Annotated in this window: 19 protein-coding genes and 1 pseudogene; 15 read left to right on the top strand and 5 right to left on the bottom strand. The window is 63.4% G+C overall.

The genetic code is table 11. The features are described 5' to 3' along the window. Nucleotides 1-143: 143 nt before the first annotated feature. Complete coding sequence (gene ylqF, locus V8Z78_RS09385) at nt 144-1,097, bottom strand: ribosome biogenesis GTPase YlqF (protein WP_034359425.1); 954 nt, start codon at nt 1,095-1,097, stop codon at nt 144-146. A gap of 123 nt (nt 1,098-1,220) precedes the next feature. On the opposite strand from ylqF, the gene V8Z78_RS09380 reads away from it, so the two are divergent. Next, nucleotides 1,221-1,445 carry a hypothetical protein gene (locus V8Z78_RS09380; protein WP_003063898.1) on the top strand — a complete coding sequence of 75 codons (225 nt, stop codon included), beginning with the start codon at nt 1,221-1,223 and terminating at the stop codon, nt 1,443-1,445. Beyond that, a complete protein-coding gene (locus V8Z78_RS09375) occupies nt 1,442-1,660 on the top strand; it encodes an oxidoreductase-like domain-containing protein (protein WP_003063900.1) in 219 nt (72 codons plus the stop codon). The genes V8Z78_RS09380 and V8Z78_RS09375 overlap by 4 nt, the downstream gene beginning before the upstream one ends. A gap of 28 nt (nt 1,661-1,688) precedes the next feature. Here the strand turns inward: V8Z78_RS09375 and V8Z78_RS09370 are convergent, their stop codons facing one another. The 3 genes from V8Z78_RS09370 to V8Z78_RS09360 form a co-directional block, all read right to left on the bottom strand. Beyond that, nucleotides 1,689-3,344: a methyl-accepting chemotaxis protein gene (locus V8Z78_RS09370; protein ID WP_034361768.1), complete on the bottom strand. Its 1,656-nt coding sequence runs from the start codon at nt 3,342-3,344 to the stop codon at nt 1,689-1,691. Between the two features lie 155 nt (nt 3,345-3,499). Continuing rightward, a complete protein-coding gene (gene gshA / locus V8Z78_RS09365) occupies nt 3,500-5,026 on the bottom strand; it encodes a glutamate--cysteine ligase (protein ID WP_349731273.1) in 1,527 nt (508 codons plus the stop codon). 318 nt (nt 5,027-5,344) lie between these two features. After that, nucleotides 5,345-6,256: an SDR family NAD(P)-dependent oxidoreductase gene (locus tag V8Z78_RS09360; RefSeq protein WP_349731272.1), complete on the bottom strand. Its 912-nt coding sequence runs from the start codon at nt 6,254-6,256 to the stop codon at nt 5,345-5,347. Nucleotides 6,257-6,809: 553 nt separating this feature from the next. Between V8Z78_RS09360 and V8Z78_RS09355 the strand changes: the two genes are divergently transcribed. The 11 genes and pseudogenes from V8Z78_RS09355 to prfH all read left to right on the top strand — a co-directional run bounded on the left by V8Z78_RS09355 (nt 6,810) and on the right by prfH (nt 16,084). Continuing rightward, entirely contained in the window at nt 6,810-7,115 is a 306-nt protein-coding gene (locus tag V8Z78_RS09355) for a 2Fe-2S iron-sulfur cluster-binding protein (protein WP_012839207.1), read from the top strand. Nucleotides 7,116-7,421: 306 nt separating this feature from the next. Further along, on the top strand, nt 7,422-8,543 hold the full coding sequence (gene ribBA, locus V8Z78_RS09350) for a bifunctional 3,4-dihydroxy-2-butanone-4-phosphate synthase/GTP cyclohydrolase II (RefSeq protein WP_003063911.1): 1,122 nt from the start codon (nt 7,422-7,424) through the stop codon (nt 8,541-8,543). Between the two features lie 15 nt (nt 8,544-8,558). Then, the gene (gene ribH, locus V8Z78_RS09345; protein WP_003063913.1) at nt 8,559-9,032 is read left to right on the top strand and encodes a 6,7-dimethyl-8-ribityllumazine synthase; all 474 of its coding nucleotides are present in this window, start codon (nt 8,559-8,561) and stop codon (nt 9,030-9,032) included. Further along, a complete protein-coding gene (gene nusB, locus V8Z78_RS09340; RefSeq protein WP_003063915.1) occupies nt 9,025-9,561 on the top strand; it encodes a transcription antitermination factor NusB in 537 nt (178 codons plus the stop codon). Before ribH ends, nusB begins: the two co-directional genes overlap by 8 nt. Before the next feature lie 207 nt (nt 9,562-9,768). Continuing rightward, complete coding sequence (locus V8Z78_RS09335; RefSeq protein ID WP_349731271.1) at nt 9,769-10,962, top strand: pyridoxal phosphate-dependent aminotransferase; 1,194 nt, start codon at nt 9,769-9,771, stop codon at nt 10,960-10,962. A 52-nt stretch (nt 10,963-11,014) separates the two neighbouring features. Continuing rightward, nucleotides 11,015-11,449 carry a tol-pal system-associated acyl-CoA thioesterase gene (gene ybgC / locus V8Z78_RS09330; protein WP_034391941.1) on the top strand — a complete coding sequence of 145 codons (435 nt, stop codon included), beginning with the start codon at nt 11,015-11,017 and terminating at the stop codon, nt 11,447-11,449. Next, nucleotides 11,446-12,150 (top strand): protein TolQ, encoded by a 705-nt coding sequence (gene tolQ / locus V8Z78_RS09325; RefSeq protein ID WP_003063920.1) that lies wholly within the window; start codon nt 11,446-11,448, stop codon nt 12,148-12,150. The genes ybgC and tolQ overlap by 4 nt, the downstream gene beginning before the upstream one ends. A 144-nt stretch (nt 12,151-12,294) precedes the next feature. Further along, nucleotides 12,295-12,726 (top strand): biopolymer transporter ExbD, encoded by a 432-nt coding sequence (locus tag V8Z78_RS09320; protein ID WP_012839211.1) that lies wholly within the window; start codon nt 12,295-12,297, stop codon nt 12,724-12,726. A 77-nt stretch (nt 12,727-12,803) separates the two neighbouring features. Next, nucleotides 12,804-13,959: pseudogene (gene tolA / locus V8Z78_RS09315) on the top strand (cell envelope integrity protein TolA). 392 nt (nt 13,960-14,351) lie between these two features. Beyond that, a complete protein-coding gene (locus V8Z78_RS09310) occupies nt 14,352-15,506 on the top strand; it encodes an RNA ligase RtcB family protein (RefSeq protein WP_349731270.1) in 1,155 nt (384 codons plus the stop codon). Further along, the gene (prfH, locus tag V8Z78_RS09305; protein ID WP_314352450.1) at nt 15,497-16,084 is read left to right on the top strand and encodes a peptide chain release factor H; all 588 of its coding nucleotides are present in this window, start codon (nt 15,497-15,499) and stop codon (nt 16,082-16,084) included. Before V8Z78_RS09310 ends, prfH begins: the two co-directional genes overlap by 10 nt. A 73-nt stretch (nt 16,085-16,157) precedes the next feature. Here prfH and V8Z78_RS09300 read toward each other — a convergent pair whose 3' ends face one another. Further along, nucleotides 16,158-16,916 (bottom strand): sulfite exporter TauE/SafE family protein, encoded by a 759-nt coding sequence (locus tag V8Z78_RS09300; RefSeq protein WP_349731323.1) that lies wholly within the window; start codon nt 16,914-16,916, stop codon nt 16,158-16,160. Between the two features lie 146 nt (nt 16,917-17,062). On the opposite strand from V8Z78_RS09300, the gene V8Z78_RS09295 reads away from it, so the two are divergent. Next, nucleotides 17,063-17,968 carry a LysR substrate-binding domain-containing protein gene (locus V8Z78_RS09295; RefSeq protein ID WP_279091272.1) on the top strand — a complete coding sequence of 302 codons (906 nt, stop codon included), beginning with the start codon at nt 17,063-17,065 and terminating at the stop codon, nt 17,966-17,968. Nucleotides 17,969-17,995: 27 nt separating this feature from the next. Next, the gene (trhP, locus tag V8Z78_RS09290) at nt 17,996-19,384 is read left to right on the top strand and encodes a prephenate-dependent tRNA uridine(34) hydroxylase TrhP (RefSeq protein WP_034407466.1); all 1,389 of its coding nucleotides are present in this window, start codon (nt 17,996-17,998) and stop codon (nt 19,382-19,384) included. The last annotated feature ends 93 nt before the right edge of the window (nt 19,385-19,477 follow it).

The following is a 19,477-nucleotide window of genomic DNA, read 5'->3' as shown; positions in this document are numbered from 1 at the left end:
GCATTCAGACTGAATGATGAATGCTAGGGGCAGTTGCCAATTAGTTCAATCGTCCGGCGAGCCAGGTCTTGAAGCCCAGACGCGCGGCCTGCCCGGCTTGAGTGCATGCAAGCCCTGGCCGCATCGGGCTTGTCGCCTGCAGCCTAACGCTGCTGCTGCTGCCGCCGCGCGCTTCGGCGTGCCTTGGTCTGCGCATCTTTCCTGGCCTGGCGCTCCGCATCTTTTTGCTGGCCCTCGGCAAGCCAGACCTCGAATTCGGCCGGAGTCTCCAGCGTGATGCGGCCAATGCTCACATCACGGAAGTCGGTCAGCACCAGCTCGGCCGCCTTTTGCAAGTTCACGCGGCCGCCGCTCATCACGGCGCCACGCTTTTTGCCGATCATTGTCAGCAACTCGTCGTCGTGCAACGCCGCAATTTCATCGGCCGAAATGCCCAGCTTGTAGCGCGCCTCCAGCATGGAGGCATAGTGCTTTTGCAGATACAAAAGCAACTCCAGCGCCACCAGGTCTTCGTCGTAGGCATTGCGTCCCACGGCGCCGCTGGCCGCCAGGTTGTAGCCGCTTTTCTCCACGATGATGCGCGGCCACAGCATGCCGGGCGTGTCCCAGAGGTAGAAGTCATCGGCCAGCACGATGCGCTGCTCCAGCTTGGTCACACCGGCCTCATTACCGGTCTTGGCCTGGGTCTTGCCGCTCATGGAGTTGATCAGCGTGGACTTGCCCACATTGGGCACGCCGCAGATCAGCACGCGCATGGGCTTGGCCAGACCGCCGCGCGAGGGCGCCAGCAGCTTGCACTGCTCGATCAGACGCTTGGTGGGAGCAGGTTCCGAGGCGTCCAGCGCAATGGCGCGCGTCTCGCTCTGGGCGTTGTACCAGTCCATCCATGCCTTGGTCTGGACCGGATCGGCCATATCCTGCTTGTTGAGTATCTTCAGGCGCGGCTTGTGGCCCGTCATCTCCTGCAGCAAGGGGTTGGCGCTGGAGCCGGGCAAGCGCGCATCCAGAACCTCGATGACCACATCGATTTCCTTGACGCGCTCCGTGATGGCCTGACGCGTCAGATGCATGTGACCGGGAAACCATTGGATGGCCATAAGCGGAGATCTTTCTTTTTTGCAGGGTGCGAGCACGCAATGGGCGCAAACACCCTTTTATGTCAGTGAATTCAGGCGCGCAAGGATAATCTCCCTCTGCTTTTCTGACCTGCCAGCTCGCTTATGCCCTTGCCCTCCGCCCCCCAAAAGTCCAAAGCCCGCAACGAAATTCTGATCAAGGGCCTGACGATTGCACTGATCGGCATCATCATCTTGCTGGCCCCTGTGTTCAAGCCTGAAAGCGGTATTGCCCAGCTGTTTGCCCAGTCCCATATCGTGGGCTGGTTTGCTCTGGTGCTGGGTCTGGCCTTCATCGCTCAGTTTCTCTGGGTTCGCTTCAAGAAATGAGCGACACAGCCCTGCTGCAGCCGCTGACACAGGCGCGCAGCCAGATTGCGCTATGGCAGCAGCGCGCCGCAGCAGCGGCGGTGACGCTGCGCCAGCCGCCGCCCGAGCCCACGAGTTGTTGCGGGCGCGGCTGCAACGGCTGCGTCTGGGAAGGTTATTACGATGCGCTGGCTTTCTGGCTGGAGGATGCGGCCCAAGCCATGACCGAGGCCTGACCGAGACCCGAAACCCGCTACTCGGGACTCATGCCATTTCGGCTTCCAGCGCAGCCAGGCGGGGCACATGGACTTCTCTTTCCATGACGTCCACCTCGATATCGGCGATCTCGTTATCCAGCGCTTGATAGTCGATACGGAAGCGCCCCGCCCCTGCCTCCAGCCTTTGCGCCTGATGAAATAGCTCGCGCGCTGCTGCACTGGATTCGGCCACCAGACCAGCGTTCTGGCTGGTCATATGGTCCAGTGCCTGCACCGCCTCGCTGATCTGGGCGATACCCTGGTTCTGCGCCTGGGCAGCCTCGGTGATCGAGGCGATCAGACCGCTGACCGTACGCACATCGCGCACGATATGTTCCATGCGCTGGCCGGCCTGCAGCGCCAATGTCTGTCCCGACTTCATCTGTTTGGTGGAGTGCTCCATGAGCTGGCGGATCTGCTTGGCCGCTTCGGCACTGCGCTGGGCCAGCTCGCGTACCTCGGCCGCCACCACGGCAAAGCCACGGCCCTGAGTGCCTGCCCGCGCCGCTTCCACGGCGGCATTCAGCGCCAGGATATTGGTCTGGAAGGCAATGCCGTCAATCACCCCCACAATGGCAGCCACCTGCTGGCTGCTTTGCGCCATGTGCTCCATATTGCGAACCACCTCCTGCACCACGCTGCCTCCGCTGGCCGCCGCCTCGGCGGCGCTGCGCGCGCTCTGGTCGGCATGGCGCGCACTGTCGGCCGAATGGGTGACCAGGGTGACCATGTTTTCTATGCTGCTGACCGTGGCCTTGAGTTGCTCTGCAGCATGGGCCGTGCGATCGGAGAGATCGCTGTTGTCCTGCGCCATCTGGCTGGATGCGGCAGCCACGGCCTCCACACCACCCTGCACCTCGCCTACCAGGCCGCGCAACTGCCTAGTCATCAGCGCCAGCGACTGCATGAGCCGACCCAGCTCGTCGCCGCGCTCCGCCGCCGGCGGTGCATAGCTGAGATCGCCCGCCGCAATGGTCTGCGCCAGCTGCACCGCCTCGCTCAAGGGCGTGGTGATGGAGCGAATCGTCGTCAACGACAGCAACGCCCCCACCAGGCCCATGAACAGGCCCACACCCATGGCCATGCGCTTGGCGATGGCGGTTTGCTCGCGCCCATGCTGCTCGGCGTCCAGACGCTGCTGCTGCTGAGCCTCGATAAAGGCATCCTGCGCCTGGACATAGCGCCTCGAGGCGGGAATCAGTTGTTCGTCCACCAGCTTCTGCGCCTCCCAGGCCTTGCCCAGATCACGCGCCTGATAGGCCTGCTCGTAGATATCGAGCACTGCCTTGCGTTCCTGCTCCACCCTGGCCAGGCCGCTTCGATCGACTTCGCTCTGAGCATCGGCCTGCACCTGTTGCTGCAGACCACCGGCCTGTTGCATCAGCCCGCGAGCTTTCTGCGAGAGCTGAGCAATCAGATGCTCTTCCGAAGAGAGCACGCTGGCCAGCGCAGCCTCCACGCTTTGCAGCGTCAGCGCCTGCCAGCGCAGCGCAAGATTGATGCGCTTGTCCGTGGCCTGAACGGCTGCGCTGACCCGCTGCTCCACATTTTGCAAATAGCTGAACAGGCCGCCTGCCACCAGCACATTGCACAGCAACAGCCCCAGGAACAAGGCCCACATCTTGCGAGCCACCGAAAGGTTCTGGAATTTCTTCAACAACATGAGCACACCGCCGATCAAGCGCGGAGCGCAGTGCCCCGCCAATCGTTACGATATGAAACACAGATGACGAGGCTGTGACATCGCAGCCTGCTCAAAAAGAAAAAGCGCTTGCAACCCAGAAGCCACAAGCGCTTTCAGCTATCGAATTCGGAGAATCAGCGCAGGCTGGCCGGGTCCATATAGCGCTGGCGCCATTCTTCGAACGTCATGGTATCGGCGGCCTCGATGGCCTGCTGCGCAATCACCGACTCCTGACTCATCTGCTCGTAGCGTGCCTGCTGCTCTGCCGTCCAGGGCATGGCCAGCAAGGCATCGCGCGCCTTGGCGGACTGCGTGGTCATGAAGTCGATGAAATGGTTGTCATAGGCGCCGGTGAGCTCCTTGAGCACATGGGCCGAGGGCGTGGACTGCGCGTCCTGCACGCGGGCCAGGGCCTGCTCCAGCGCGGCGCTGTAGTCGCCCGTGCCATGCGCGGCATCCAGCGCCTGGGCATAAGGACGGCATTGCTCCAGCACTTCCTGCGCCCATTCAGTCAGCAGCACCTGCTGGCCGTTGCGCACCAGCGTCAGTCCCGGCTCGCGGCCCTGCTCAGCAGCCAGATGCTGGTTGTGCTTGAGGTCGGCGATTTCCTGGGGCGTGTCATCGGGGCTGTCGCTGTGCAGGCAGTGCAGCAGGAAGACGTCGATCATGCGCATGGTGGCCGGGGCAATGCCCACGGTTTCATAGGGATCGATGTCCATGAGCCGCACTTCGACATACTCCACGCCGCGCTCGCGCAGTGCATGCAGCGGGCGCTCGCCGCTCTTGACAGTGCGCTTGGGGCGGATGGTGCCGTAGAACTCGTTCTCGATCTGCAGCAGACCAGTGCCCAGCTGGTTGTAGTCGCCACCGGGGTTTCTCACGCCCAGTTGCTCGTAGGCCGGGTAGGGACGGGTCAGCGCCTCATGCAGCGAGTCCGCATAGCCCTCGAGCCCGTTGTAGCTGACATTGATGCTGGACTGCGCATCGCTCTGATAGCCCAGTCGCCCCATGCGCAGCGACGTGGCATAGGGCAGATACAGTGCGTTCCTGCCGTCGCCCAGCGGCTGCAGACGATGCTCGCGCCCTTCCACAAAGCAGGGACACAGCGCTGGAGAGGCACCGTACAGGTACAGCAGCACAAAGGCGTTGCGGCGGAAGTTGCGGATCAGCGCGAAGTACTGGTCGCTGCTCACTCCGGGCAGCGACCAGTTGTAATGAATCCCCGAGATGGTCTGCATGCGGCGGCCATAGCGGTGCCCCAGCCCCATGCGGTACACACTTTTGGAGCGGCCAGAGTGCGAACCGCCATAGCGGCCCAGCGGAATCGTCTCGTCTGTGGGCAGCCGGCAGGGCATGCTGGAGTTCCACATCAACTCGCCGCTTTCGCTGAGGTTTCGCAGCACGAACTGGTGGACTTCAGTCAGCTCGTCCAGGCATTCCTCCACCCCAAGGCGCGCGCCGGTGATGAGTTCCAGCTGGGACTCGCTGTAATCGGTGGTGATGTGCGGGTGCGTGAGAGCCGAGCCCAGTTCAGCCGGATGCGGCGTCAGGGCCAGCGAGCCTGTCGCCAATGCCCGCAGCCCCTCTTTCTCGATGCCGCGACGAATGCCCAGCAGCCTTTCGGCGGTGGGCATATTCACGGCGGCCTGCGATGTCTTCATTGTTCTTACCTTCTTAGTGAAGACGCTGACGACAAACTTCGTCTGCCCAATCGCGCCCAGACGGCGAATGATAGAGAAACAAGACGCAACGCGATGGCGGCTGGCCGCTTAACCACGTTTTTCGGCCTGTTGAGCTACTAAGAGCCATGGCCTCTACCAGAAATTTGCCGGGTTAACAGCAACTCAAACATGAGCACATGCTCACTCCAGAACAGAAAAAGCCCTCGCGAGAGGGCTTTTTTCAGCTGTGCTAATCGCAACCGCTAGCCGCTCTTGCCGCTCGTGCGAGGCAAAAAAAAGCTGCGACTTTGGCCTTGATCAATGTCCGTGCGCTTTCATGGCCTTGCCCACTTCCACCTGTCCCTGGACGGCGCCGCTGGCCGGCACCTGCTGGCCCTCGCTGGCAGTGACTTCGGCCAGGCGCGCGGCCAGTTCCTCAGGGACGGCCTCGCCCATGCCCAGATAGATACCTTCGGTCATGGTGATGTGCGCGGCCTCAAAACCGCCGGCACCGGCGCAGACGATGGTGCGCGTGGGCGCGCTCTCGTGCGCCAGCACCAGCATGGCAGGCACCACGGCCTCCGGCTTCAGGGCCTCCAGCACCGGCTCGGGCAGCAGACCCGCCGTCATGCGTGTGGCCGCCGTGGGGGCCAGCGCATTGACCCGGATATTGTGTTTGGCCCCTTCGATGGCCAGCGTCTGCATCAAGCCCACCTGAGCCAGCTTTGCCGCGCCATAGTTGGCCTGGCCGAAATTGCCATAGAGGCCCGTGGACGAGGTCGTCATCACGATGCGGCCATAGTTCTGCTCCTGCATATAGGGCCAGACGGCCTTGCAGCAGTTGGCAGCGCCCATCAGGTGCACGTCGACGACCAGGCGGAAGTCCGCCATGTCCATCTTGGCAAAGCTCTTGTCGCGCAGAATGCCGGCGTTGTTGACCAGAATGTCCACGCGCCCCCAGGCCGTGATGGCCTGCCTGACCATGGCCTGCACGGCGTCGAAGTCGGTCACGGAGGCCGCGTTGGCAATCGCCTCGCCGCCCGCCGCACGGATTTCATCCACCACCTGCTGCGCCGCCGTGGCCGAACCGCCCGAGCCGTCCACCGCGCCGCCCAGATCGTTGACCACCACCTTGGCACCGCGCCTGGCCAGGGCCAGCGCATGCAGACGCCCCAGACCGCCGCCCGCTCCCGTCACGATGGCCACACGACCTTGAAAATCCATTGCCATGATGTCCTGCTCCTTGCTTGTGCATTGATGCAGCCACTTTAAGCGCCCATGCTGCAGCGCAGCGTAGCGTTTGCGACTGCCTGCGGGTAAGTCTGGAGAATGCTATCAATCCGGGAGCATTTACCGTAAAAAATCACTTGGTTTCAATATTAAAACTATTCAAATTTCAATATCTGTATTCGCTACAAGCTCTTCTTTCAATAGCAAAAATCAGTCATCCACAAGCGACGGGCTTTTCCCCAATTTTTCTCAACAAGCCTGTGGACAAGCCTGAATAGCTTTTGCAGCAATGGCTCAAGCACTTGATTTATATTGAATTTTTCAAACTGCCTGTTTTTTGATCAGATCCTATCCGACAACCAGCCACTTATCCCGTCCTACGCTGGACATCCTTGTGAACAACTGCACTCGCCCCATGAATAAGTCAGGCAAGTCATTGATTTCAAAAGGTTCATTTTTCAACGCTGAAAAAAACAGGCAATCCGCACCGGGCCCACGGCCTTGGCAAACCGGCTAAAACAACGGGTTTTGCAAAGAATCACTACAGCGCCTCATGTCCAACGACTCTGCTTTTGCCCCTCCCTTCTTCATCGCCAAGTGCGAGCCCAGCGGCCAGCAGGTCGACGCCTGGGCCGACCAGTCCCTGCTGGACTCGCTGGAGAGCGGCGGCGTGAACTGGCCCAGCTCCTGCCGCAACGGCACCTGCCGCACCTGCATGGGGCAACTGGTGTCGGGCAGCGTGCACTACGACATCGAGTGGCCGGGTGTGACTACCGAAGAGCAGGCCGAAGGCTATGTGCTGCCCTGCTGTGCCTATCCCGACAGCGATGTGGTGCTCAAGGATCATGAGTATTTGTAAGCCCCCTGAGCGGCGGGGCGGCTCTTGCCGGATGCCGTGCATTGGAACTGCATCCGGTTCTTGCACTGCATCATGGTTTCAGGGTCGGCTTGCGCGCTCAAAGCCCGCTCTGCAATAGAATGAGCACTTTCCGCAAGGCCTTGTCCTGCAGAAAGCGGCTCCGCCCAGGCGGCCTCCCGCCTCACACGTTCTTTGGAAGTCCTGCCTGCGCCCATGGCGGCGTCGGCAATGCCTCACTGGTGCGTGTCATGCGCCAGCCGCCGACTGCAGTGCATCGCATCCAGTTCACGTCCAAGAAGGCATTCCATGAACAGCTCCCTCCAACCTGTGCCCATCTCGCCCGTCGAAGAAATCGTGGCGGAAATGCGTGCCGGCCGCATGGTCGTTCTCGTTGACGAAGAAGACCGTGAGAACGAAGGCGATCTGGTTCTGGCATCCGACCATGTCACAGCGGAGGCCATCAACTTCATGGCCCGCTTCGGCCGTGGCCTGATCTGCCTGACGCTGACCCGCGAGCGCTGCGAATTCCTCAAGCTGCCGCCCATGGCCGCGCGCAACGGCACCGTGTACAGCACGGCCTTCACCATTTCCATCGAAGCCGCCGAAGGCGTGACCACCGGCATCTCGGCCGCCGACCGTGCACGCACCATCCAGGTGGCCGTGAACAAGAACAGCCAGCCCAGCGATCTGGTGCAGCCCGGCCATATCTTCCCGCTGCAGGCCGTGGACGGCGGCGTGCTCATGCGCGCCGGCCATACCGAGGCTGGTTGCGATCTGGCCGCGCTGGCAGGCTGCACGCCCTCGGCCGTGATCTGCGAGATCATGAAGGACGACGGCACCATGGCCCGCCTGCCCGATCTGCAGCTGTTCTGCGCCGAGCATGGCATCAAGATCGGCACGATTGCCGACCTCATCGAATACCGCAGCCGCAACGAATCCCTGCTGCAGAAAGTGGGCAGCCGCCCCATGCAGACGGCCCATGGCGAATTCATCGCCCATGCCTTCCGCGACGTGCCCAGCGGCTCCGTGCATCTGGCACTGGTCAAGGGCGAATGGCAGCCCGACACCACCGTGCCCGTGCGCGTGCACGAGCCGCTATCGGTGCTCGATGCGCTCGAAACCGGCCGCAACCAGCATTCCTGGTGCCTGGACGAAAGCCTCAAGTACATCAACGGCAATGGCCAGGGCGTGGCCGTGCTGCTCAACTGCAGCGAGTCCGGCGAGCAGTTGCTGACCCAGTTCGAAGGCAAGGCCCGTTCGGCCCAGGCGCCGGAGCGTGGCCGCATGGACCTGCGCACCTATGGCGTGGGCGCGCAAATCCTGCGCGAGTTGGGCGTGAGCAAGATGCACCTCATGGGCCAGCCCCGCCGCATGCCCAGCATGGCAGGCTACGGCCTGGAAATCACGGGTTACATCCCCAAAGAATAAGAGACGGAACACCAGATGCAAAACGCAGAAAAAGGCCAAGGCCAGAACCTCAACGGCGCCGAACTGAAGATCGGCATCGTGCAAGCACGCTTCAACGAAAGCATTACCAACACCCTGTTTGCCTCCTGCCGCGATGAGCTGCTGGCACTGGGTGTGAAGAGCGAGAACATCGACCATGTCACCGTCCCCGGCGCACTCGAAGTGCCCGTGGCGCTGCAGACACTGGCCGACACCGATCAGTACGACGCCCTGGTGGCGCTGGGCTGCATCATCCGTGGGGAGACATACCACTTCGAGCTGGTAGCCAACGAATCGGGCGCAGGCGTGACACGCCTGTCCCTGGACTACCGCCTGCCGATCGCCAACGCGATCATCACCACTGAAAACATGGAGCAAGCCATTGCCCGCCAGGTAGACAAGGGCCGCGACGCCGCCCAGGTCGCCGTGGAAATGGCCAATCTGCTCAACTCCTACGACGATCATGAGTGAAGAACAATCCAGCGAGTCCGGCTCGCGCCGCCCTCCCCAGAAGCGCACCGGCCTGACCAGCACCGGCGCACGCAAGGCGGGCTCCAAATCCAATCGCAGCCGCGCACGCGAGTTCGCACTGCAAGGCCTGTATCAGCACATCGTGGGCCGCAATGCGGTGCTCGACATCGACCGCTTCACGCGCGATCTGGCCGGCTTTCACAAGGCCGACGTGGTGCACTACGATGCACTGCTGCGCGGCTGCGTGGAAAACGAAGCTGCACTGGACGCACTGATCACGCCCAAGCTCGATCGCGGCCTGACCGAGATCTCGCCCATCGAACATGCCTGCATGTGGATTGGTGTGTACGAGTTCCAGAACTGCCCCGACGTGCCCTGGCGCGTGGTGCTCAACGAGTGCATCGAGCTGGCCAAGGAATTCGGCGGCACCGACGGTCACAAGTATGTCAACGCCGTGCTCAACGGACTGGCTCCCGAGCTGCGCGCCACCGAAGTGGCGCATGACCGCGCCAACAAGTCCGCCAGCTGAACCGCTTGAGCTGCAGCGCCGTGCCTGCGCGGCCCTGCTGGCGCCACATGCATAGTCAATGCAAATACTGCAACAGGGCCGCAGGTGCTATCGTGCACCGGCTGGCTGGTTGCAGTTTTTTTATGGGCGCAAGGCTGATGCACCGGCTGCATACTCCGGCACCAGACTGCACCCGAACGCTGATTGATTGAAAGAATAACGTCGTCCATGTCCGTCATCGAGCTTTCCCGCCGCGCCCAACGCATCGAGCCTTTCTACGTCATGGAAATGGCCAAGCACGCGCAGGAAGTGGCCCGCCAGTCCAGCGCCAGCGGCACGCCCATGATCTATCTGAACATCGGCGAGCCGGACTTCAGCGCCCCGCCTCTGGTGCAGCAAGCGGCAGAGCGCGCCATCCGCGACGGCCGCACGCAATATACCCAGGCACCGGGCCTGCCCGAGCTGCGCGAGCGCATCAGCGCCTGGTATGCCAGCCGCTTCGGCGTGGACGTGCCGGCGCGCCGCATCATCATCACGGCCGGCGCCTCGGCCGCGCTGCAGCTGGCCTGCCTGGCACTAATCGACGAAGGCGACGAGGTGCTGATGCCCGACCCCAGCTACCCCTGCAACCGCCACTTTGTCTCGGCGGCCGAGGGCAAGCCGGTGCTCATCCCCTCCTCGGCGGCGGAGCGCTTTCAGCTCAGCGCCGCCAAGGTCGAAGCAGCCTGGGGCAAGCGCACGCGCGGCGTGATGCTGGCCTCGCCGTCCAACCCCACGGGCACTTCGATTGCTCCCGATGAGCTGCGCCGCATCCACGACGTCGTGCGCGCCAAAGGCGGGTTGACCATCGTCGACGAAATCTACCTGGGCCTGTCCTACGACGAAGCCTTTGGCCAATCGGCCCTGAAGCTGGGCGATGACATCATCTCCATCAACAGCTTCAGCAAATATTTCAATATGACGGGCTGGCGCCTGGGCTGGATGGTCGTGCCCGAGTCGCTGGTCGCGCCCATCGAGATGCTGGCCCAGCATCTGTTCATCTGTGCCAGCACCGTATCGCAGTATGCGGCCCTCGCCTGCTTCGAGCCCGAGAGCATTGCCGAATACGAACGCCGCCGCGCCGAGTTCAAGGCCCGCCGCGACTACTTCATCCCGGCTCTCGAAGCGATAGGCCTGCCCGTGCCCGTCAAGCCCGACGGCGCTTTCTACGCCTGGGCCGACTGCCGCGCTGCCGCCGAGAAGCTCGGCGTCAAGGGCAGCTGGGATTTTGCCTATGCGCTGATGAACCAGGCTCACCTGGCCATCACCCCCGGCCGCGACTTCGGTCAGGCCGAGACGGCGAACTATGTGCGCTTTTCCACCGCCAACTCCATGGAGCAGCTGCAGGAAGCCATTGCTCGCATGAAAAAGCTCTTCTGCTGAATCCGTGATGATGCAGAGCCAACCAGCGCCTTTGCCTGACGGGGCCGATGCCATGCAAGCCGCCGCAGCCGGGGTGTTCACATTCCCGATACGCGTTTACTGGGAAGACACCGATGCCGGCGGCGCCGTGTTCTATGCCAACTACCTCAAGTTCTTCGAGCGTGCCCGTACCGAGTGGTTGCGCTCGCTGGGCATCGCCCAGCAAAAGCTGCGGGAACAAACCGGCGGCATCTTTGTCGTAACGTCTGCGCAGCTTGAATATCTGCACCCGGCGCGACTCGATGACCAACTCTTTGTTACCGCTAGCTTGAAAAGTGCCGGCCGCGCTTCGCTCACAATCGAGCAGCAGGCGCTGCTGGTCCATTCCGACAGTCACGCCCAAGAGCCCACGCCGCTGTGCACGGGCTCCATCCGAATTGGGTGGGTGGATGGCAAGACCATGCGCCCCGCGAGAATTCCGAACCATATCCTGGAGCAACTTTCATGAACTCCCAAGACATGTCCATCCTCAGCCTCATCATGCAGGCCAGTTGGGTGGTACAACTGGTCATGCTGATCCTGGTGATCGCATCCATAGCGAGCTGGGCCACCATTTTTCGCAAGGCCCAGACCTTGAAGCGAGTGCGCTCGCTCAACGACAACTTCGAGCAGGACTTCTGGTCGGGCACCAGCCTCAACGACCTCTATGCCTCTGCCGCGCAGAACGCCAAGACCGGCGGCCCCATGGAGCGCATCTTTGCCAGCGGCATGCGTGAGTACCAGAAGCTGCGCGAGCGCCGCATCGGCGATGTCGCCACCCTGATGGACGGCACGCGCCGTGCCATGCGCGCCAGCTTCCAGCGCGAACTCGACGAGATCGAATCCGGCCTGTCCTTCCTGGGCACGGTGGCCTCGGTCTCGCCCTATGTCGGCCTGTTCGGCACCGTTTGGGGCGTGATGCACGCCTTCACCGGCTTTGCCAATATGGAGCAGATCACGCTGGCCACCGTGGCCCCCGGCATTGCCGAAGCCCTGGTCGCCACCGCCATGGGTCTGTTTGCAGCCATCCCCGCCGTAACGGCCTACAACCGCTACGCCCACCACATCGACCGCATCGCCAGCCAGGAAGAGACCTTCATCGAGGAGTTCTCCAATATCCTGCAGCGCAATGTCGGTGCCACCGCCAGCGGCTCCGCCTCCGGCCATTGAGATGAAACGGTTCCCGAGTCGCTTCAGGCATCTGGCCTTGACAGGACACAAGGCCCGCGGGCCTTTGCACTGCGCCTCTGGATTGAGCCTCGCGCAAGCAGGACGGCTGCGCGCCAAGCAGCCTATTTGTAAGGAGTGTGATCCATGCCAGCCATGAGTTCACGCGGTCGCAATCGCCGCACCGTCAACGAAATCAATATGGTGCCCTTCATCGACGTGATGCTGGTGCTGCTCATCATCTTCATGGTGACGGCGCCCATGCTCACGCCGGGCTCCATCAACGTCCCCAGCGCGGGCAAGTCCTCACGCCCGCCGACCAAGAACATTGCCTATGTGCTGCTCGACAAGGATGGCAGCATCCAGTTCAAGAACGGCAGCAACACCCAGACCATCAAGCTCGACGACCTCAAGGGTCTGGCCCAGTCCTGGCAGCAAGGCCAGGGCGAGGACAGCGCCATCCAGATCATCGCCGACAAGGGTCTGCCTTTTGACGACGTCATGAAGGCGCACACCACGCTGTCCAAGGCCGGCGTCAAGCGCATTGCCTTCGGCGTCGTTTCCTCTTCCAGCAATTGATCCCCTACAGGAAGCTCTGCCGCCAGCCGCGACTTTGATGCCTTGAAGCCGCAGCCCGCGCAGACCACCAATTCACCATGCCTAACCAGCAAGATCGCGATCAGTTTGCCCCGCCCCGCCCCAAAGGCCGGGCGCGCTCATGGTCGCTCGCCCTGGCCGCGCACGGGTTGCTGATCGCGGCCCTGCTGTGGACGGTGCGCCCCCCCCAAAGAAGCCGACGAGGCCATGGTCGAAGCCGAGGTCTGGAGCAGTTCCGCCCCGGCTTCCGCAGCCGCCGTGACACCGCCGCCTCCCGCTCCGGAGCCCACGCCGGAGCCGGCTCCGGCTCCCGAGCCACCACCTCCTCCGCCGGAACCCGTGGTGGCACCGCTGCCTCCTCCTGCGCCTGCCCCCAAGGCTCAGGCCCATGACGACGATCATGAGGCCGAGATTGCCCTGGCCAAAAAGAAAAAGCAGGAGCAGCTGAAGAAGGAAAAGGCCGAGCAGGAAGCCCGCGAACAGCGCGAAAAAGAGCGCAAGGAAAAAGCCGAAAAGGACAAGGCCGAGAAGGAAAAGGCCGAAAAGGCGCAGCTGGAAAAACAAAAGGCCGAGAAGGCTGAAAAAGCGGAGAAGGAACGCAAGGAAAAGCTCGAGCACGAGAAAAAGGAAAAGGCCGAAAAGGCGGCCAAGGACAAGGCCGAGAAGGAAAAAGCGGAAAAGGCTGAGAAAGAGAAAGCCGAGAAAGCTGCCAAGGACAAGGCTGCCAGGGAAAAAGCCGAGAAGGACAAGGCCGACAAGGAAAAAGCCGCCAAGGAAGCCAAGGAGAAGGCGGCCAGGGACGCCAGGGATGCCAAGGCAGCCGATGACCGTCGCAAGGCCGAGCTGGCACGCCTGCAAGGGCTGGCCGGCGGGTCCGGCGGCAGCGATCAGGCCGGCAGCGGCGGCAGCCGCACGGGCGGCGCGGGCAGCAGTGCCAGCGGCGGACCATCGGCCGGCTATGCCGCCAAGGTGGCCGCGCGCGTCAAGCCCAACATCGTCTACCCCGATGCGGTCAGCGGCAATCCGCGTGCCGAGGTCCGCGTGCGCACGGCACCGGACGGCACCATCACCAGTGCCACGATCTCCAAGTCCAGCGGCAACGCGGCCTGGGATGAAGCCGTGGTGCGCGCCCTGCACAAGACCGACAAGCTGCCGCGCGATATCGACGGCAAGGTGCCGTCGGACTTGGTCATAGGCTTCAGACCCCAGGACTGACGCGGGACTGCTCCCCGCGCTGTCCCCCAAGCCCCGCAGGCACGGCCTGCGGGGCTTTTCTCTATCTGTGGCCAATCCGCAACGCACCGAGCTGCATGGCTTGCGCCGCCGCTCGCCAGTCCATAGCATGCCTTTCTTTGCCGCACTCCATGCAGGATTGCGCGCTTCACCCACTCACGCAAAGGAAAGAGCCATGTCCCAGACGACAAATCCCTTTGCAGTCGTGCCCGCCTAAAGCCTTCTAGCGCTTCCCGCCACGCTGCAGACCTCGCCCGGCCCATGGAACGACATGGAGCCAGGCCTTGTGCTGCGCGTGAATTCCCGGATGCCCTCGGCCGAGCATGTCGCGACTGCCCCATCGCTGATTTCATGCATTCGACCAAGGGCCATTCATGGGCAATTCTTTTTCGGACACCTATATCAAGGTGTTCGCCAACCGCAGCGTCTGGATCGAGGACGCTGCCATCCAGCAACTTCACACCACCGCCGCCAACCTGGACGGCATCCGCGCTGCCGTGGGTCTTCCCGACCTGCATCCGGGCCAGGGCTATCCCGTGGGCGCGGCATTTTTCTCGACAGAACGCTTCTACCCGGCCCTGGTCGGAGGCGACATAGGCTGCGGCATGTCCCTGTACGCAACCGACCTGGCCGTGCACAAGACCTCGGGCGCCAGGCTTGAAAAAGCCGTGGGCAATATCGACGGCCCTCTGCCTCAGGAGCTGCTGGAGACCATGGACATGGGGCAGCTGCAGCAGATTGCGCAGACCAGCGGCGTCGCCGATCCGGCCTATCTGCTTCAGAGTCTGGGCACCATAGGCGGCGGCAACCACTTTGCCGAACTGCAGCAGGTCGAGACCCTCTACGAGGAAGGCGCACTCGACAAAAAGCGCGTGCACCTCATGGTGCACAGCGGCTCGCGCGGCCTGGGCAGCGCCATACTGCGCGAGCATGTGCAGCGCTTCAGCCACGACGGCCTGGCCGCCGGCACCGAAGCCGCAAGGCAATACCTGCTGCAGCACGATGCCGCCATTGACTATGCGCGGCTCAACCGCAGCAGCATCGCCCAGCGCCTGCTGCGCGCGATCCGCAGCCAGGGCGAGGCCGTGCTCGACATCACGCACAACCATGTGCTTGCCCACCGCTGGCAGGGCCAGGACGGCTTTCTGCACCGCAAGGGCGCCACACCGGCAGACCGGGGTCTGGTCGTCATTCCGGGCTCGCGCGGCGACTACAGCTATCTGGTGCGGCCCGTCACCGGGCGGCACGAGGCCCTGGATTCGCTGGCCCACGGCGCCGGCCGCAAATGGGCGCGCACGGACTGCGCAGGCCGGCTGCGGCCCCGCTTCACGCTGGACGAGCTGCTGCGCACGCGCTTCGGCAGCGCCGTGGTCTGCGCCGACCGCGAGCTGGTCTACGAGGAGGCCCCCCAGGCCTACAAGGATGTGGACTCCGTGGTCGCCAGCCTGCAGCAAGCCGGCCTGGTGGAGCTGGTCGCGCGTCTCAGGCCCCTGCTGACCTACAAGAAGGGAGCCATGCAATGCTGCTGATGCAACTGAGCTCGGCCCACGGCCCCGCCGAGTGCGAATACGCGCTGCAGCTGACGCTGCGCAAGCTGCTGCAGGCCTGCGCAGCCGAGGATTTGGCCGTCGAGGTGCTGGAGGAGTCCCGCACCCCTGCTGGCTGCATGTCGGTGCTGCTGCGCTGCGAGCGCGAGACGCCCGCGCTGCGCGAATGGCTGGGCACCATCCAGTGGATCTTCGCCAGCCCCTTCCGGCCCCGGCATCCGCGCAAGAACTGGTTCGTCGCCGTGCAGCGCTGCGAGTCGCCGCGCCAGCTGGCCATGGACGGCGAGATCCAGTTCCAGTCCTGCAAGGCTTCGGGCAAGGGCGGTCAGCATGTCAACACCACGGACTCGGCCGTCCATGCCCTGCACGTGCCCAGCGGGATTGCCGTCAAGGTCATGAGCGAACGCAGCCAGCATGCCAACAAACGGCTGGCGCGCGAGCTGCTGGCCATCAAGCTGGCGCAGCACAATGCGCGCAGCGAGGGGCAGGCCCAGCGCCTGCGCAGCCAGCAGCACTGGGAGGTCGAGCGGGGTCAGGCCGTCAAGGTCTTCCGCCTGTAAGCGCCCCGAGACGACATTGCCGCCCGCCTCCCGAACGCAGAGGCGGCGGCAATGTCGCTGCGGCCCCGGCCACTTAGAAGCACAGGTAGACACCCAGGGCCAGCAGACTGAGCATCAGCAGCTTCCGGAAAAGCTCGGGCGAGAGTTTCTCGCGCAGCAACTCGCCCCAGTGCATGCCGGCCAGAGCCGGAATCAGCATCAGGGCCGAAGTCAGCAGTCCCAGTCCCATCTCCTGCGCCTGAGCACCCAGGCCTTGCCCCTTCCAGAACAAACCGGCCCCCAGGGCCAGCGTGGAAGTGGTAAAGCACAGGCCCATGGCCTGCATGAGTGCGGGACGGGCCAGGCCCAGCGACTGCAAAAAGGCCACGGCTGGCACGACAAAGACACCGGCAACCGCCGTGATGGCGCCCGTCAACAGGCCGCATGCCGCGCCCAGCCAGGCCTGGTGCGGCACCGGCGTCTGCCAGCGCAGGCCCGACAGCCCCCACAGGGCGTACATCACCAGCGCCAGGCCCAGAGCCGGCCTGGCTGCTGACAGGCTGCCGACTCCGCCCCAGAGGGCCACACCTCCCAGCGTGCCCAGCACAATGCCCAGCTGCATCCAGCCCAGACGCTGCAACAAGGCCCGCAAACCCGCCACAGGCCGCATCTGCACCAGATTCGTCACCAGCGAAGGCAAAAGCAGCAAGGCCGCCGCCTGCGCAGGCGGCATGAACACCGCCAGCAAGGCCATGGAAACCGTGGGCAGACCCAGACCCACCACGCCTTTGACACAACCCGCCAGGCCAAACACGGCAATGGCTGCCGCAGCCATCCAGCCTTCGTTCCACATCATCAATCCTTCGTATTATCCGAATCTTTAAACACCGGCAAGATCTATCTTTCTCTTGCTTAGCGCTGATAATCCCTCGACACAAGACTCTTTACCAACGGGATTATTCAAATCCAGACTTCGTATAAACCTTAGGCTTGAATCCCATGCGCTTTGACCTGACCGACCTCCAGCTGTTTGTGCACATCCTCGACAGCGGCACGCTGACGGCAGCGGCACAGCGCAGCCATCTCACGCTGGCCTCGGCCAGCGAGCGCGTGCGCGGCATGGAGGCGCTTCTGGGCACGGCGCTGCTCATTCGCCAGGCACGCGGCGTGCAGCCCACGGCTGCGGGTCACACCCTGGGCCAGCATGCGCGCCAGGTGCTCAGCCAGATGCAACTCCTGCGCGGGGCCATGGGCGAGTTCGGCGCCGGCCTGGCCGGGCAGATACGTTTGCGCGGCAATACCTCGGCCGTGCGCGAGCACCTGCCGCTGGCCGTCAGCGGCTTTCTGCGCCAGCACCCGCAGATTGCGCTGGAGCTTCAGGAATGCCCCAGCAGCGAAGTGCTGGCCGGACTGCGCCAGGGCCTGTGCGATATCGGCGTGGCGGCCTGGGATGCCGAAGACGCGGCGGCGCTGGCAGGCCTGCACTGCCAGCCCTGGAGACAGGACCCGCTGGCCGCCGCCTTGCCGCTGGGCCATGCGCTGGCCGGACGCTCGCAACTGAAACTGGCCGAGCTGCTGCACGAGAACTGGGTCGGCCTGCCACGCGAATCCGCCCTGCAGCAGCTGCTGCAGAAACAGGCCTTGCAGATCAATGACCGGCTTCTGCGCATCCAGGTCCAGCTGCAGCATTTCGAAGGTCTGTGCCAGCTCGTTGGCCAGGGCGTCGGCATTGCCGTGCTGCCGCTGGCTGCCGTGCAGCGTCACGGCGCCGCCACCGGCGTGGCGGCCGTGCCGCTGTCCGACGCCTGGGCGCAGCGCCAGCTGCTGCTGTGCACGCCGGCTGGGTCGGCATCGCTGTCCTTACCCGCGCGGCAGCTGCACGCACAGCTGCTACAGACTGCGTAGCCTTAGCAAGCCACGGTGAAAAGCGCTATGCGGGACAATAGCGCCATCATGACCCTCAAAGCCCCCGAACTGCTGCTGCCTGCCGGCTCGCTCGACAAGATGCGCGCCGCCTACGACTTTGGTGCCGACGCCGTCTACGCCGGCCAGCCGCGCTACAGCTTGCGCGCGCGCAACAACGAATTCCGCCTGGAGCAGATCGGCCAGGGCATTGCCGAGGCGCATGCACGCGGCAAGAAGTTCTTCCTGACCAGCAATCTGATTGCGCACAACGACAAGGTCCGCACCTATCTGCGCGACATCGAACCCATCATCGCCATGAAGCCCGACGCCATGATCATGGCCGACCCCGGGCTCATCATGATGGTCAAGGAAAAGTGGCCCGAGCAGGAAATCCATCTGTCCGTGCAGGCCAACACCACCAACCACGCCACCGTGAAGTTCTGGCAGAAGATGGGCGTCTCGCGCATCATCCTGTCGCGCGAGCTGAGCCTGGACGAGATCGAGAAGATCCGCCAGGAATGCCCTGACATGGAGCTGGAAGTGTTTGTGCACGGCGCGCTGTGCATTGCCTACTCGGGCCGCTGCCTGCTGTCGGGCTACTTCAACCGCCGCGACCCCAACCAGGGCACCTGCACCAACGCCTGCCGCTGGGACTACAAGACGCATGACGCGGCCGTGGACCCCAACACCGGCGAGGCGCTGGGCCAGACCATGGAAAACGGCTTCAACTTCGAAGAAGCCAAGAACGATCTGGACAACCAGTTCACCAGCACCTGCGGTGACCAGCAGCGCCATCCCAAGGCAGATGCCATCTATCTGCTCGAGGAAAAAGGCCGCCCCGGCGAGATGATGCCCATCATGGAAGATGAGCATGGCACCTACATCATGAACTCCAAGGACCTGCGCGCCGTGGAGCATGTGGAGCGCCTGACCAAGATCGGCGTGGACTCGCTCAAGATCGAAGGCCGCACCAAGAGCCTGTACTACGTGGCCCGCACAGCCCAGACCTACCGCCGCGCCATCGACGACGCCGTGGCCGGCCGTCCGTTCAACCCGCATCTGATCACCGAACTCGAAGGTCTGGCCAACCGCGGCTATACCGGCGGCCTGCTGGAGCGCCGCCCTGCCAACGACTACCAGAACTACGAAACCGGCCACAGCGTGCTGCAGCGCAGCCACTTCGTGGGCGCGGTGCGCGGCTATGCCGACGGCATGGCCGAGATTGAAACCATGAACCGTTTCGCCGTGGGCGACACCATCGAAGTGATTCATCCCCAGGGCAACCGCCAAGTCAAGCTGGAGAAGATGTTCAACCTCGAAGGCCAGCCCGTGGAAGTCGCACAAGGCAACCCCGTGCGCGTGCGCATTCCGCTGGAAGGCCCTGTGGAAGGTGCGCTGATTTCGCGTCTGCTGTAAGCTCGACCGGCTTTGCTTTTCCAACGCCCCATACGCTGGGGCGTTGCTCTTTTCTCTATAGCTGCTTTCGCTCGTCCTCTCTTGGATTCAAAT

The sequence above is a fragment of the Comamonas sp. wu1-DMT genome (genome assembly GCF_040187805.1).
GTDB lineage: Bacteria > Pseudomonadota > Gammaproteobacteria > Burkholderiales > Burkholderiaceae_C > Comamonas > Comamonas thiooxydans.
The sequence above is the reverse complement of the archived record's forward strand: the minus strand, read 5'-3'. Positions and strand labels throughout refer to the sequence as shown.